The organism is Mesorhizobium sp. J428, assembly GCF_024699925.1.
Lineage (GTDB): Bacteria > Pseudomonadota > Alphaproteobacteria > Rhizobiales > Rhizobiaceae > Mesorhizobium_A.
The window spans coordinates 1896877-1910864 of record NZ_JAJOMX010000001.1 but is presented as its reverse complement, the minus strand read 5'-3'; the positions used below and the strand labels follow the sequence as shown (position 1 = coordinate 1910864).

At 63.5% G+C, this 13988-nt stretch carries 13 protein-coding genes; 12 read left to right on the top strand and 1 reads right to left on the bottom strand.

Annotation, left to right across the window (positions count from 1 at the left end; translation table 11 throughout):
- Positions 1–14: 14 nt before the first annotated feature.
- The 3 genes from LRS09_RS09565 to LRS09_RS09555 all read left to right on the top strand — a co-directional run bounded on the left by LRS09_RS09565 (position 15) and on the right by LRS09_RS09555 (position 3457).
- The gene (locus tag LRS09_RS09565) at positions 15–596 is read left to right on the top strand and encodes an Lrp/AsnC family transcriptional regulator (RefSeq protein ID WP_257805565.1); all 582 of its coding nucleotides are present in this window, start codon (positions 15–17) and stop codon (positions 594–596) included.
- Between the two features lie 4 nt (positions 597–600).
- Positions 601–2424 carry a gamma-glutamyltransferase family protein gene (locus LRS09_RS09560; protein ID WP_257805563.1) on the top strand — a complete coding sequence of 608 codons (1824 nt, stop codon included), beginning with the start codon at positions 601–603 and terminating at the stop codon, positions 2422–2424.
- Positions 2425–2671: 247 nt separating this feature from the next.
- Complete coding sequence (locus tag LRS09_RS09555) at positions 2672–3457, top strand: zinc-binding dehydrogenase (protein WP_257805562.1); 786 nt, start codon at positions 2672–2674, stop codon at positions 3455–3457.
- A 213-nt stretch (positions 3458–3670) separates the two neighbouring features.
- On the opposite strand, the gene LRS09_RS09550 is transcribed toward LRS09_RS09555, so the two are convergent.
- Entirely contained in the window at positions 3671–4876 is a 1206-nt protein-coding gene (locus LRS09_RS09550; RefSeq protein ID WP_257805561.1) for an MFS transporter, read from the bottom strand.
- Between the two features lie 274 nt (positions 4877–5150).
- Between LRS09_RS09550 and LRS09_RS09545 the strand changes: the two genes are divergently transcribed.
- The 9 genes from LRS09_RS09545 (at position 5151) to LRS09_RS09505 (ending at position 13983) form a co-directional block, all read left to right on the top strand.
- Entirely contained in the window at positions 5151–5657 is a 507-nt protein-coding gene (locus LRS09_RS09545; protein WP_257805560.1) for a flavin reductase family protein, read from the top strand.
- Entirely contained in the window at positions 5654–6148 is a 495-nt protein-coding gene (locus LRS09_RS09540) for a flavin reductase family protein (RefSeq protein ID WP_257805557.1), read from the top strand. Before LRS09_RS09545 ends, LRS09_RS09540 begins: the two co-directional genes overlap by 4 nt.
- A gap of 169 nt (positions 6149–6317) precedes the next feature.
- The gene (locus tag LRS09_RS09535) at positions 6318–7019 is read left to right on the top strand and encodes a GntR family transcriptional regulator (RefSeq protein ID WP_257805556.1); all 702 of its coding nucleotides are present in this window, start codon (positions 6318–6320) and stop codon (positions 7017–7019) included.
- A gap of 694 nt (positions 7020–7713) precedes the next feature.
- A complete protein-coding gene (locus LRS09_RS09530) occupies positions 7714–8721 on the top strand; it encodes an LLM class flavin-dependent oxidoreductase (RefSeq protein ID WP_257810164.1) in 1008 nt (335 codons plus the stop codon).
- A gap of 104 nt (positions 8722–8825) precedes the next feature.
- Positions 8826–10163 (top strand): NtaA/DmoA family FMN-dependent monooxygenase, encoded by a 1338-nt coding sequence (locus LRS09_RS09525; protein WP_257805554.1) that lies wholly within the window; start codon positions 8826–8828, stop codon positions 10161–10163.
- A 54-nt stretch (positions 10164–10217) separates the two neighbouring features.
- Entirely contained in the window at positions 10218–11042 is an 825-nt protein-coding gene (locus LRS09_RS09520; RefSeq protein WP_257805550.1) for an ABC transporter permease, read from the top strand.
- Positions 11043–11049: 7 nt separating this feature from the next.
- Positions 11050–11871 carry an ABC transporter ATP-binding protein gene (locus LRS09_RS09515; RefSeq protein WP_257805548.1) on the top strand — a complete coding sequence of 274 codons (822 nt, stop codon included), beginning with the start codon at positions 11050–11052 and terminating at the stop codon, positions 11869–11871.
- 47 nt (positions 11872–11918) lie between these two features.
- The gene (locus LRS09_RS09510; protein ID WP_257805546.1) at positions 11919–12905 is read left to right on the top strand and encodes an ABC transporter substrate-binding protein; all 987 of its coding nucleotides are present in this window, start codon (positions 11919–11921) and stop codon (positions 12903–12905) included.
- Between the two features lie 85 nt (positions 12906–12990).
- Entirely contained in the window at positions 12991–13983 is a 993-nt protein-coding gene (locus tag LRS09_RS09505; protein ID WP_257805545.1) for an ABC transporter substrate-binding protein, read from the top strand.
- Positions 13984–13988 lie beyond the last annotated feature (5 nt).

Sequence of the window (13988 nt, the reverse complement as noted above, 5' to 3'; positions counted from 1 at the left end):
TTAGAACCGATGCCATGATGGAGGTGGGCGTGAAAAAGGCGGCGATCGATAAACTGGACCGGCAGATCATTTCTGCACTCGCTCGGGACGGGCGCATTTCCTACCGGGAGCTGGCGCGTTCGCTCGATATCTCCGAGGGCACGGTGCGTATGCGCATCGCTCGCCTGCAGGACGAGGATCTCGTTCGCATCACCGTGGTCGGCAGCCCGCTTGCGCTTGGCGTCGGCATGAACGTCATGATCATGATGCGGGTGAAGCCCGGTCATGTCCGCGAAACTGCGGACGCGCTCGTCAAGTTTCCGAACGTGCGCTTCGTCGGTCTTTCCTTCGGACCGGCCGATGTCTGCATCCAATCCCTGCACAAGGACATCGGCGACCTGCATCATTTCGTCAGCGAAGTGATCCCGCAGGCAGCTCCCTACGTGACCAGCACCGATACGTTCCAGCTCGCCGAGGTAATGAAGAGCTCTTGGACCTGGGGCGACTGGTTTGAATACATCGATGATGAGTCGGACGAAGCGCCGGCTGCGCAATCGCTCCCGACATCACCTGCGGATGGCGGCAAGACCAGCCCAGGCCGGGCAGGCAAGGACTAGCGACATGAATGCAATTCCCCATTCCGGCTTCCTGACGCGGCCGCAAATCGAAGGGACGTTCGGCGTGGTCGCTTCGACCCACTGGATTCCGAGCGCCGTCGCAATGGGAATCCTTGAAAGGGACGGAAACGCGTTCGACGCCGCGGCTGCGGCGGGCTTCACGTTGCAGATGGTTGAGCCGCATCTCAACGGACCGGCGGGCGAAGTGCCGATCATGGTGTATGACAGGCGCAAGAACCGCCCGGAAGTGATCTGCGGCCAGGGCGTGGCACCCGACGCGGCGACCATAGAACGCTTCGAGAGCATGGGACTCGATCTGGTTCCCGGGACCGGACTGATGGCGGCCTGTGTCCCTGGCTCGTTCGATGCCTGGATGCTGCTGCTGCGCGACTACGGCACAATGTCCCTGCGGGATATCCTCGAGCCTGCAATCCACTATGCCCGCAAAGGCGTGCCGGTCATTCCGCGCATCGAATCCTCCGTCGCCAGCATGAGGCCGGTGTTCGAGAAATACTGGCCCGGCTCGGCGGCAGTCTATATCCCCGGCGGAAACGCCCCGCGCCGCGGCGGGCTGCACACCAATGCGCGGGCCGCCGATACCTATGAACGGATCCTGGGTGAGGCAGAGGCCGCCGGCGGCAATCGCGAACGGCAGATCGAGGCAGCCCGCAATGCCTGGTATCGCGGCTTCGTTGCCGAAGCGATCGACAACTTCTGCCGCAAGGGCGACGTGCTCGACGCGGAGGGCAACCCGCACCGTGGCCTGCTGACCGGTGACGACATGGCCCGCTGGTCTGCGGCGATCGAACAACCCGTCTCGACCACCTTCCGGAACTTCGAGATTTTCAAGCCGGGCTTCTGGAGCCAGGGACCGGTGATGTTGCAGCAACTTGCGCTGCTCGAAGGGTTTCAGCTCGAAACGCTGGGACCCAACAGCGCCGAGTTCGTCCACACGGTCGTCGAATGCTCCAAGCTCGCCTTCGCCGACCGCGAAGCATTTTACGGCGACCCGGATTTCGTCGACGTGCCGGCGGAACTGCTCCTTTCACGCAGCTATGCCGAGGAGCGGAGGAAGCTGGTGGGCGACGCCGCATCTGCCGAACTGCTGTCGGGTCGAATGGGCGACACGGATTGGCAACGGCATCTCGAAGCCCTCGGCCGGCGAAAGGAAATGGCGGGGGCAGGCGCGGGCGAACCCACGGTCGCAGGAACGGGGGAGCCCACGGTGGCCGACGTGGTCGCGGAGCGTGGCGACACGGTGCATATCGACGTGATCGACCGGCACGGCAACATGGTTGCGGCCACGCCCAGCGGCGGATGGTTGCAGAGTTCGCCCCTTATTCCGTCGCTCGGTTTCCCTCTTGGCACGCGCGCGCAGATGTTCTGGCTGGAACGCGGCCTTCCCTCCTCGCTCGCACCGCGCAAGCGTCCGCGCACCACCCTGTCCAGCTCGATCGCGTTTCGCGATGGAGAGCCATATATGGTCTGGGGCACACCCGGCGGCGACCAGCAGGACCAGTGGAGCCTGCAGATATTCCTGCGTCACGCAGTCTTCGGCCTCAACCTCCAGGAAGCGATCGAACAGCCTGGCTGGCACAGCGAGCATTTTCCTGCCTCGTTCTGGCCGCGCGCGGCAAGACCAAAGGTGCTGGTGGTGGAAGGCCGCTTCCCCGCCCATACGATCGCTGAACTGCGAAAGCGCGGCCACGAAGTCGAGATCGGTGCAGACTGGTCGGAAGGCCGGCTGTGTGCGGCAAGCCGCACCGGCACCATTCTGCGCGCCGGCGCCGATCCCCGTTCCACCCAAGGCTATGCCCTGGGTCGTTGACAGCCAACATGCGGAGCAGCCCGAACAGCATGAAAGCGGTCATCTACAATGGGCACGGGCCCGCACGCGACGTGCTTCGCATCATTGAAACGCCCAAGCCGGTCGCAAAGTCGGGGGAGGTGCTCGTACGAATCGCCGCATCGGGCGTGAACCCGTCGGATGTCAAAAAGCGCGCCGGCTGGCGCAACCCCACCCCGATCACCGCGCCGATCACGCCGCACAGCATGGCGCGGGAACCATCGAGGCGGTGGGCGAAGGCGTCGCGTCTTCATGGATCGGGCGCAGGGTCTGGATCTTCAACGCCCAGGGCGGCAGCACCTACGGCTCCGTGGGCAGCCCGGAATGCGGCACGGCTGCGGCATACGCGGCCCTGCCGTTGCCGTTCGTCGTTCCGCTTCCCGACAACGTTAGCTTCGAGACAGGAGCCTGTCTCGGCGTGCCGGCTTGCACGGCGCACTACGCGGTCTTTGCCGACGGCAGCGTGGAAGGGCAAACCATACTGGTGCAAGGCGGCGCGGGGTGCGTGGGCGAACTGGCCATTCAGTTCGCGTCGGCAGCCGGCGCAACCGTACTCGCCACGGTCAGCAACCCTGAAAAAGCCCACGTCGCCAGACGCGCAGGCGCCTCGCACCTCATCATGCGCCATGAGACCGACGTGGTCACCGAAGTCCGGAAAATCGCGCCGTCGGGCGTGGACCGAGTCATCGAGGTGGATTTTGGTGCCAACGCCGCCATTGACGCGGCAGTCCTGCGCCGCGGCGGCACCATCGCCAGCTACTCGTCCCCCACGGCCCCGACGCCGGCCATCCCCTACTATCCGCTCCAGTTCACCGCCGGCACGCTGCGCTTCGTGCCGATCTTCCTGATAGACGAAAGCCACCGAAAGCGCGGCCTCGCCGACATCAACTACGCGCTTTCGCGAGAAACATTGCGGCCGACCATCGCCGCAACATTGGATTTCGAAGACATCGCGCAGGCGCACGAAATGGTGGAGAGCGGAAAGACGATAGGGAACGTCGTGCTCCGAGTCTGATCGGTCGCGCGCATGCGACCGTCGATTCGACATCCTGTGCTCGGTCGTTCTGAAACGAAGCGAGGCTGTTCACTTCTCGTCCGTGAAAGCCGAACTGGCTGAGTCTCAGCTACTGCGTACTTATCATGCCTTCCAAGATGGTTCGTATCGGGGTCGGACGTGGTAGCAAGCAGAACCGTGCAAGATTGCGTGGGCTCCGCACGCCGCAACGCATCACTGCGCCGTTGTCGGCATCGACTGTGCTCCGACGAAGCGGAACCAGATGCCGAATGCGAGCGCCAGCAAGGCCGAGACGATGAATATCGGCGCTGCCCCTGAACTGTCGACGAAGAGGGCGGCGACGGCCACTCCGAGCGACTGGGACAGGAAGTAGAGTGTCGCGAACATGGAGAAGCCGGTGGCGCGCGCCTCCGGCAGGAGTTGCGTGGCGAACGTCTGCAGCGTGTTGTGGAGCATGTAGGCGCCGAAGCCGACAAGAGCGATCGCGGCCGGCACGAGCAAGAGCGTCGGCGTGAAGGCGAAGGCAAGCATTCCCGCCGCCGCAATCGTCGCACCCGTCAGCACCAGCAATGGCTGCGAGATGCGGGGCACGATGCGCCGGACATTCGTCGTGTAGACCATGCCGCCGACGGCGAAAAAGGCGAGCATGGCGCCGATGGTGGCGTAACCCGACCCGAAACGCGCACGCATCTCGACGCCGACGAAGGTGATCGATGCGAAGATGGTGACGCCTTCGAGGAACACCGAGGCGAGGACCACGCGCGACCATGGCCGCCGGAGCATGGCGGCGATCGCAGAGACAGCCGGAAGGCGCTGACCCGCCTGCACGGGCCTGGCGGCCATCATCGGATCGCGCCTGAGGCTGGCAAGAAGTCCGCTTCCGGCCACGAGATAGGCCAGAGCCACCAAGACCAGGCCGGCCCGCCAATCCCAGTATTCGGTCAGCAGTCCGCCGGCGATCTGTCCCGCGATCATGCCGAAGATGCCGCCGCTCGCGTATCGTGCCAGGACGACGGCGCGATCCTCGTATGGGACCATGTCGCCGACCCAGGCAAGCGATACGGGGATCATGGCCGATGTCGCCGCGCCGCAGAGAAAACGCGCCAAGGTCAGCTGGCCCAGGGTCTGCGCGGCGGCCGCCATCAGGCACGCAATCACGCTGGCGAAGCAGAGGACCGTCACCAGCCTGATCTTGCCGAAACGATCGCCCGCGATGCCCAGGCCGATCTGCATCAGGCCATAACCGAGCGCATAGGCCGTGACGATCTGGGCAGCGAGACCGATGGACACGTCGAACCCCAGCGCGACCTGGGGAAGTACCGTGTCCATCAGCCGGATGTTCGCCCCCGTGGCGAAGCTTCCGACCATCAGCAGGCCGATGGTCCGGTCGCGCGCGCTCTGCACCAGTTCCTGCTTCATCAATCCCGCTCCAGCATTCGATAAAAGGGACTACACTGAAATTTCAGATATCGTCAATTTGAATAGAAGATGGACACGAAATTCTCTCTGTCCCTTTGTGTGCCATCGGCTTCAAATTCGGCTTGGAGACGTTGCTGTGGCGTGTTTTCCGGCATGATGATCAAAAAATAGTCAGTAAATATAGCTGGTTAATTCGATATGCCGATTATTCAGGCTTGCAGTTCATCGCCTCTCTGTTAGCGTTGAGACAGAAATTTCAGATATGGGAATATCGATGCAGCCTACTGCGGAAAGCGATGGCCCGGAGATAGATCCACGCGCGTTCTGGGGTGCGATCGGATGCCGCGCGGTCGGCGCCGCGATCGTCACCGTCGCGGGCGAGAACGGCCCTTCCGGATTCCTCGCCCTGTCCGCGACCCACCTGACGGCCAGTCCGCCAACGGTGACGGTTTCGCTGGACAAGAAGACGTCGGCTGCCGCCGATCTGCTCGCCCGGCAAGCCTTCGCGATCAACTACCTGTCCGTCGAGGGACGCGCGGTCCTCGATGTGTTCATGATGCGGGACGGGCCCAAGGGGGCCGCCCGTTTCGAGGGGCTCGACATGCGGACGCTTGCGACGGGCGCACCGGTTCTGCCGGACATCACCGGCGTGCTCGACTGCCGGGTGGACGAGGTGATCGAGCGTTACGGCGTCTACCTCGTCGTCGGTCGGATCGTCGCCTTTGAGAACTTCAAGGACCAGCGTCCGTTGGTTCACTATCAGGGACAGGTGCTCACATGAACGACCGCGTCGACCTCTTCAAATTGGGAATGCGTCGCCTCGCGGCCGGCGTGTCGCTGATCACCACGCGCGATCTCGCGGGCGCGGCACACGGAATGATCGCCACGTCCGTCACCTCGGTCTGCCTGACGCCGCCCTCGCTGCTGACCTGCATAAACAAGTCGGCCTCGAGCCATGATGCGCTCGCCGAGGCAGGCATCTTCTGCGTCAATCTCCTGGCCGAGGGCGCCGATGAGGTGGCAACGCGTTTCAGCTCTTCCAAATATCGGGACGTGCGGTTCGCCGAAGGCTCATGGGGCGAGCTTGAGACGGGGGCTCCGGTGCTGGACGACGCCATCGCGAGTTTCGACTGCCGCGTCACCAGCATGATCGAGGCTTCCACGCACACGATTTTCATCGGAGAGGTGGTGGGCGTGAAACTGCCGGACCAGCGGGTCGCGCCACTGCTCTACATCGACGGGGCCTTTGCACGCTGCGCCTTGCCGGCGTGACGAGGCGGCAATTCGTTTGGGCGCGATCACGCCCGGGCGGGGCTTTTACTTCCAAATCTGAAATGTTAAGAGCATGATCGTATGTCATTCATAAGGGGCATCGGTCGTGCCGGAATTGCTTTTTTCGCGCTGGCGGCTGAAAATATGTCTTCAGGGAGGAAAAGTATAAATGGCAAAGAGGGCTACGGCGACGAAGACTAAAGGCCTGCTGCGTAACGACGCCTACGAGCAGATACTGATGGCCATCATCCTTGGCCAGCTCCCTCCGGGCGGTCGTGTCGACGAGAAGCAGCTGATGCGCGATTTCAAGCTCGGTCAGGCGGCTGTCCGCGACGCGCTGTTCCGCCTCTCGCTCGAGGGTCTAGTGGAGCGGCAGGCGCGCATCGGCACGCGTATCGGGGATCTCGGCCTGCGCGAACTGCAGGACGTCTTCGAGGCGCGCGTGCTCATCGAAACCTATGCGGCAAAGCTCGCGGCGGAACGCGCCACGCCGGAGGACCTAGCGACCATTCGCGCGTCCTATAACGGGCATGAAGCGGCGATAGCGGCGCGCGACATACGGGCGCTGGTGCTGATGGATCGGGCGTTTCACCGTTCGCTGGCCGCCGCGTGCAAGAACAGCCAGATCGAACAGGCCGCCACGCGGCTGCACAACAATGCCTCGCGCTTCTGGTGCTTTGGCATCCAGCGCACCTCCGCGGAGCGCCACAAGGCCAATATCCAGCTGCATCTGAAGGTGGTTGACGCGATCGAGAGCCGGGATATGGCCGAGATCGATCGCGTTCTTCGCGAGGCCATGGGCTACTATCCCGACAGCCGTTTCGTGCTGGCGGACCCGGCCGCGGCGGCCATGTCCCAGGCGGCGGCCTGACCACGCAAGCGTGACCGGCGCGGCGATAGCCTCGGCCGGTCGCCCTGTTGCCGGCCGGCTTGCGCGGCCGCATATCCGGCACGTTTTCACAATCTGATATGTCAGTTCTCTGAATTTTTTCCCGCGGCACGCCGCGGAGCGGGTGAGCGGCCTCGAACGCAAGCCTCGATTTGTGGCGGTGAGGGGTGCGGCCGCCGCCGAACCGTTCGAGTAGACGGCCGTTGATCCGCTGCACGCGGCCGTGACCCGCCAATGGAAAACTTTTTTCCCTCAACCCCTATTGCAGCGCAACATCGCATCTACAGATGCCGGATATAGCCTGCGCATACTTTGTGCATCTAATAAGGATATATATTTGAAATGACAAAAAATACGGCAGAGATATACTAAAAAATAGGCATACTGCGCTGCGGTAGAAAGCATTGACACGGCTATCAAAAGGTCCTCATATTTTTCCTAACAAACAGGTCAAAAAATGGGGAACTGAAATGTTGATGTGTCGCTTCGAACGGTTGGAGACCTGACCGGACACAGTCCGCCTGGAGTGGCGGCGGCTTCCAGCCGTGACATTTCATTTCCCGAGCAAGGGGATCCGACAGCATGCGCAAGGTCGAACTGGGTGTGTTCATGCCCGTGGGCAGCAATGGCTTCCTGATGTCGAAGCGCACGCCGCGGTGACCATCCGACCTTCGAGCTGCATCGCGACATCGCGATGATCGCGGAGGACGTCGGCCTCGACTACCTGTTCTGGATGGGCAAGTGGATGGGCTTCGGCGGCGCGACCGGCTTCTGGCAGAACACGATCGAGCCGATGAGCATGGCGAGCGCCATCGCGCCGCTGACCAGCCGCCTCAAGCTCTTCACCACGATCAACCCGCTGCTCTTCCATCCCGCGGTCGCGGCCAAGATCATCTCCACCATCGACAACATCAGCGGCGGGCGGTTCGGCATCAATATCGTCACCGGCAACACGCTGGAGGAGTTGGAGCAGATGGGCGTCGTGCCTGAGGGCTACGGCGACTATCGCTACGAATATGCCGACGAATGGATCCGCGTGATGAAGATGCTGTGGACGCAGGGGCGTAGCACGTTCGAAGGCCGCTTCTTCAAGCTCGACAACTGCGTGTCGGACCCCAAGCCGTTGAGCAAGCCCTATCCCGGGATCGTCAGCGCCGGCTTGTCGTCGGAAGGGCTGCGCTTCGCGGCGAAGCACTCCGACTATCAGTTCGTCGGCCTGCGCCCGGCCGAAGTGGCGCGGGTGCGCGAGTTCGCGGCCGAGGAGGGGCGCACCGTCAAGGTCGTCACCTCGATGATGCTGCTGCACGGCGAGAGCGACGCGGCGGCCGAGCAGGAGTTCGCGGCTATCCGCGACGACCTCGACACCGAGGCGCTGGAGAACCTCATCCACTCCTTCGAGCGCGACAACCGCGACTCCTACAAGGACCGCACGTCCTATCTGCGCCAGCCCAACACGGTGGGCTTCGGCTCCGGCATGCCGGTGATCGGCGCACCCGACACGATGGCGCAGAAGCTCGCGGAGCTGATCGTGGAAAGCGGGATTGACGGCATCCAGTTCACCTTCGTCGATTTCGTGAAGGACCTGAAATTCTTCGGCACCGTGGTGCTGCCGAAGCTGAAGGCGCTGCTTGCACGCCACGACATCGTGGTGGCCGACGCGCCGGCCGCGAGGGCGGCCGCATGACCTGACCCCCAGCCACGGCGGTTTCCCGCCGCAGCAGACCGAATTGAACCGCCGTGCGCCGCGCAGCGCCGGAACGACGCCTCCTTGCCTGAACGGACTGCCACATGCCTACGAAAATGCACATCGGCTACGATCTCTCCTGGATGCAGCTCGAAGGACGCTGGCGCCTGCCGGGCTCATGGACCAATGCGGTCTATCCCGACATACGCATCTTCAAGGAACTGGCGCTGATTGCCGAGCGCGGCCTGCTCGATTTCATGTTCTGGGGCGACGGCACCGGCATTCCGAGCACGTGGAAGGCGAACCGCCACGACGCGGTGAAATGGGGCGTCGGCTGGCCGCGCCAGGACATGAGCCCCTACATCGCGGCGCTGTCGCAGATCACCAAGCATATTGGCTTCGGCCTGACCTATTCGTCGACCTACATGCATCCGTTCTACACGGCGCGGCTGCTCAACTCGCTCGACCATGTCACGAACGGGCGGATGGCCTTCAACGTCGTCGCTTCTTCGCGGCGGGCGGATGCCGCCAACTACGGCTTCGACGAGCTGATGGAGCACAGCCAGCGCTACGAGCGGATGGAGGAGTTCATCGACATCTGCAAGGCGCTCTGGGCGAGCGTCGAGCCGGACGCGTTCCTGTGGGATCGCGAGAGCGGCCAGATGGCGGATCCCGCCAAGGTCAAGGCGATCAACCATCGTGGCAAGTTCTTCAACGTCGCCGGGCCGCTCGCCTGCGTGCCGTCGCCGCAGGGCCGGCCGGTGATCGTGCAGGCGGGCGCCTCGCCGCGCGGCATCCAGGCTTCGGCCAGCTTCGCCGACATGATCTTCGCCGCCAGCCCCGGCCTCGACAAGCAGGTCAAGCATCGCACCGAGCTCGATGCGGCCCTGGTGGCACAGGGGCGCGATCCGTCCGGCGTCGGCATCGTGTGGGATATCGTGCTGATCGTCGGCGAGACCGACGAAGACGCCAAACGCCGCCACGAGCAGCTGCTGACGGCGGTGCCGGTCGAGGCCGTCGGCGCCTTCATGTCGCATCAGTGCGGCTATGACCTGTCGAAACTGCCCGACAGCTTCACCATCGAGGAGATCAACGAGCAGATCGTCAGGGCGAACGCGTCGCCGGTCGGTTTCCTGAACATGACCAACCACTTCGACCCGAAGGAAAAGGTCACGAGGAAGGACTTCTACGAGCTGATCCGGCACCACACCGCCGGCTACGACCATGCGGTCGTCGGTTCTGCGGCGAGGATCGCCGACTATCTCGAGGAGACCTTCATCGCGACCGGCGAGCGCGGCGGCTTCATGATCGCGCATCCGCCCGCCGTGCCGCGCGACCTCCTGAACGTCATCGACTTCCTGATTCCCGAACTGCAGCGCCGTGGCCGCTTCCGCACCGAATATCGCGGCGGAACGCTGCGCGAGAACCTGCTCGACAGCTGATTTCGCAACAACCGAACCGGCCCGACAACCGAAAGGACCGATCCGATGGCAGTCATGACGAGAACCGAGGGTCAACGATCTGCCGGTTTCCTGGCCGGCCTGCTTGCCGCGATATCGGGCGATGGCGACGAGCGTGTCCATAAGATTCTGGTCAGCGCGCTCTCGGTCGCGACCCTGATCGGGCTTTGGTACCTGGGGTCGCTGGCGCTGCCCTCAAGCGTTCTTCCGGGGCCTTTCCAGGTGGTGGCGGCCCTGTGGGAAAACCTGCTCAGGGGCGAGATCTACGCCGACATCGCTATCACGCTGGGACGCATCGCCGGTGCCTTCGTCATCGCGATGTCGGTCGCGCTGCTGCTCGGCTTCTCGATGGCGCTGTCGAAGACGGCGGGCACCTTCTTCCAGGTGTGGATCATCTGCGGCATCACCATGCCGGCGCTGGTGGTCATCCTCACGCTCTACATGGTGGTGGGGCTCAACGACACGGCGGCGGTGCTGGGCGCGGCGGCGCCCGTCATTCCGATCCTGACCATCAACATCCGCGAGGGCGTCAAGGGCATCGACACGCGCCTGATCGGCATGGCGCGCGCGTTCCGGGCCGGCAAGCGGCAGCAGATCGTGCAGGTCATTGCCCCGCAGGTGGCGCCCATGCTGCTCGCCTCCACGCGCTTCGGCATCGGCCTGATCTGGAAGATGGTGCTGTTCGTGGAACTGCTCGGGCGCGGCAGCGGCGTCGGATACCGCATCGAGTTCTTCTACCAGATGTTCAACATGACCGAGGTGCTGGCTCATGCGCTGAGCTTCGTCTTCGTGATGCTGTTCATCGAGATCGCCGTTCTCGGCACGATCGAACGGCGGATCTTCCGCTGGAAGCGGATGTGAGGTCTGCATGAACATCGCGATCAGACCGGAAAAGGCTACGCTCGTGTCCCAGATATCGCTCACCGACATCCACAGGCAGTTCGGCGGCGGTGGGCGGGGCGGTTGGAAGGCACTCGACGGCGTCAACCTGGACATAGAGGCCGGAGAGATCGTGGGGCTGCTTGGTCCGTCCGGATGCGGCAAGTCCACCGTGCTCAACATCGTCGCCGGGCTGGACGAAGGCTATGAGGGCAGCTTCACCGTCCAGGGCAAATCGCTGAAGGAGCAGCTGAGCTCCGGCTTCCGCGTCGCCTATGTCTTCCAGGAAGCGCGGCTCCTGCCCTGGCGCACGCTGCGCCAGAACATCGAGTTCGCGCTGGAGGCGAATGATTTCCCGCGCACCGAATGGGCGGGCCGCATCGATCGCGTGCTGGAGCTGGTGGAACTGACCAAGTTCAAGGATTTCTACCCGCTTCAGCTCTCCGGCGGCATGCAGCAGCGCGCCGCGATCGCGCGGGCCTTCGCCATCGAGCCGGACATTCTGCTGATGGACGAACCCTTCAGCGCCCTGGACGAACTGACCGCGCGGCGTCTGCGCCAGAGCCTGCTCAACATCTGGGCCGCGTTCCGTTCGACGGTCCTCTTCGTCAGCCACAACGCCTTCGAGTCGACCTTTCTCGGCGACCGCGTGCTCATCATGAGCCCGGGGCCGGGTGGCAAGATCAAGGAAGAGATCGACCTTCGGCACATCAAGCGCCCGCGCGACTACGAGGACAGCGCGCTGTTCGAGCAGAGCAAGCGGGTGGTGGAAAGTCTCCAGCGGCATATCGGGAGGGCGCTGGATCATTGAGCACAGCCGGGAGGAGTAACTGTAACCCTCAAACAGGAAACAAGCGCATGAGTCTCGTCAAATCCATGGTCTCGGCCTTGCTGCTCGTCGCGGCCGGCGCCTTCGCCACATCCGCCAGCGCCCAGATGGGCGACGGGGGCACCATCCGCCTGATGTCGAACCCGTCGGGCACCCAGTCCTATCCGCCCTTCGTCATCGAGAAGTTCGGCCTCGACAGGAAGTATGGTTTCGAACTCGAGGTCATCCCCTTCACAAACAGCCAGGCGGCGATCGCTGCCGTGCAGAGCAAGAGCGTCGAGGCCGTCGTGCAGGACTGGACGACGATCGCGCGCCTCAGGAACCAGAACATCCCGATCATCGGCGTGGCGCCGTTCCTGGCCTACATCAACACCGTGCTGATCCCGGCCGACTCCGAGATCAAGACCATCGGCGACCTGAAGGGCAAGCGTGTCGGCATCTTCTCCAAGACCAGCTCCGACTGGATCCTGCTGCAGGCCGCCGCGAAAAAGGCCTACGGGGTCGACCTGTCCAAGGAGGCTACGCTGCAGGAGGGCGCGCCCGCATTGCTGCGCGGCACGATGGAGCAGGGCCAGCTTGACGCGACGCTGATGTACAATTCGCTGACGCCGGACATGCTGCTTTCGGGAAAGTCGAAGCTGCTTATCACCGTGCATGACATCGTCGCGCAGATGGGCATCACCGAAGTGCCATACCTCATGTATGCGATGCGCGAGGACTACGCGAAGGAGAACCCGCAGAATGCGAAAGCCTTCGTGGCGGCCTATCGCGAGGCGATCGACATCCTGCTGTCCAACGAGGAGGTATGGAGGGAGCAGGGCGCCAACATGAAGCTCGCGCCCGAGGCGACCGAGATGTTTCGCAAGGGTGCCAGCAAGGAGTTCGTGAAGGAGTTCAAGCCGGAGATGGCGGAGTCCATCAACGAGACCTTTGCGATCCTGCTGGAAGTGGCCGGACCCGAGGTGATCGGCATGTCGGCCATGCCGGACAAGGTCTTCACGATGGATTACCAGTAAAGAGCGCCGTTGCACCACCACGCGCTCCCGCCGGCGCTCTCCTTAAAGGGTGCCGGCGGCCCGCCCAATGACAGGGGAATTCTCGATGTTCAAGTGTCTCCGCAGCCTCGCTGCAACCCTTTGCCTTGCCCTCGGCTCTGCCGCCCCGGCGCTTGCGCAAGACCTGCCGAAAGGCGACGGCGGCACGATCCGGATGATGGCCAGCCCCTACGGCTCGCAATCCTTCATCCCCTTCGTCATCGACAAGTTCAAGCTCGACGAGAAATACGGCTTCGAGCTGGAGCGCATCGTCTTCTCCGACAGCAAGGCAGCAGCCGCGGCCGTACAGACCGGCAGCGCCGAGATGGCGATCTTCGACTGGAACGCGATCTCGCTGATGCGCAATGCCGGCGTCGACGTGATCGGCGTCGCGCCCTTCATCACCTATGTCAGCACCATCGTGGTGCCGACGGACTCGCCGGTTCAGGGCGTCGCCGACCTGAAGGGCAAGAAGTTCGGCATCTTCTCGCGCCAGAGCACCGACTGGATCCTCGTCGATGCGGCGGCGCGCAACAAGCACGGCATCGACCTGTCGAAGGAGGCGGAGCTGCAGGAGGCGGCGCCGCCTTTGCTGCGCGGCTCGCTGGAGCAGGGCCGCATCGACGCCACCATCATGTTCTCGTCGATCGCACCCGACATGCTGGCCTCCGGCAAGTTCCGCAACGCTTTCGCAATCCGCGACGTGACCGAGGAACTGGGCCTGCCGCTGGCGCCCTACCTGATGATCGGCACCACCGAGCGCTACGCCAAGGAGAAGCCGGAGAACGTGAAGGCGTTCGTGGCGGCCTACAAGGAAGTGTTCGACATCCTGATGAAGGACGACAGCGTGTGGGAAGAGCAGGGCGCCAACATGAAGCTGTCCGGTCCCGCCCTGACATTCTATCGCGACCAGATGCGGCGCGACCTGCTGCAGTCGTTCAAGCCGGAAGACAATGAGACGCTGCACAAGACCTTCGACGTGCTGGTCGCAACGGCCGGAACGGCGGCTCTGGGCATGGAGAAGATGCCCGAGACGATCCTCACCCTCGACTATCAGTGAGCGCT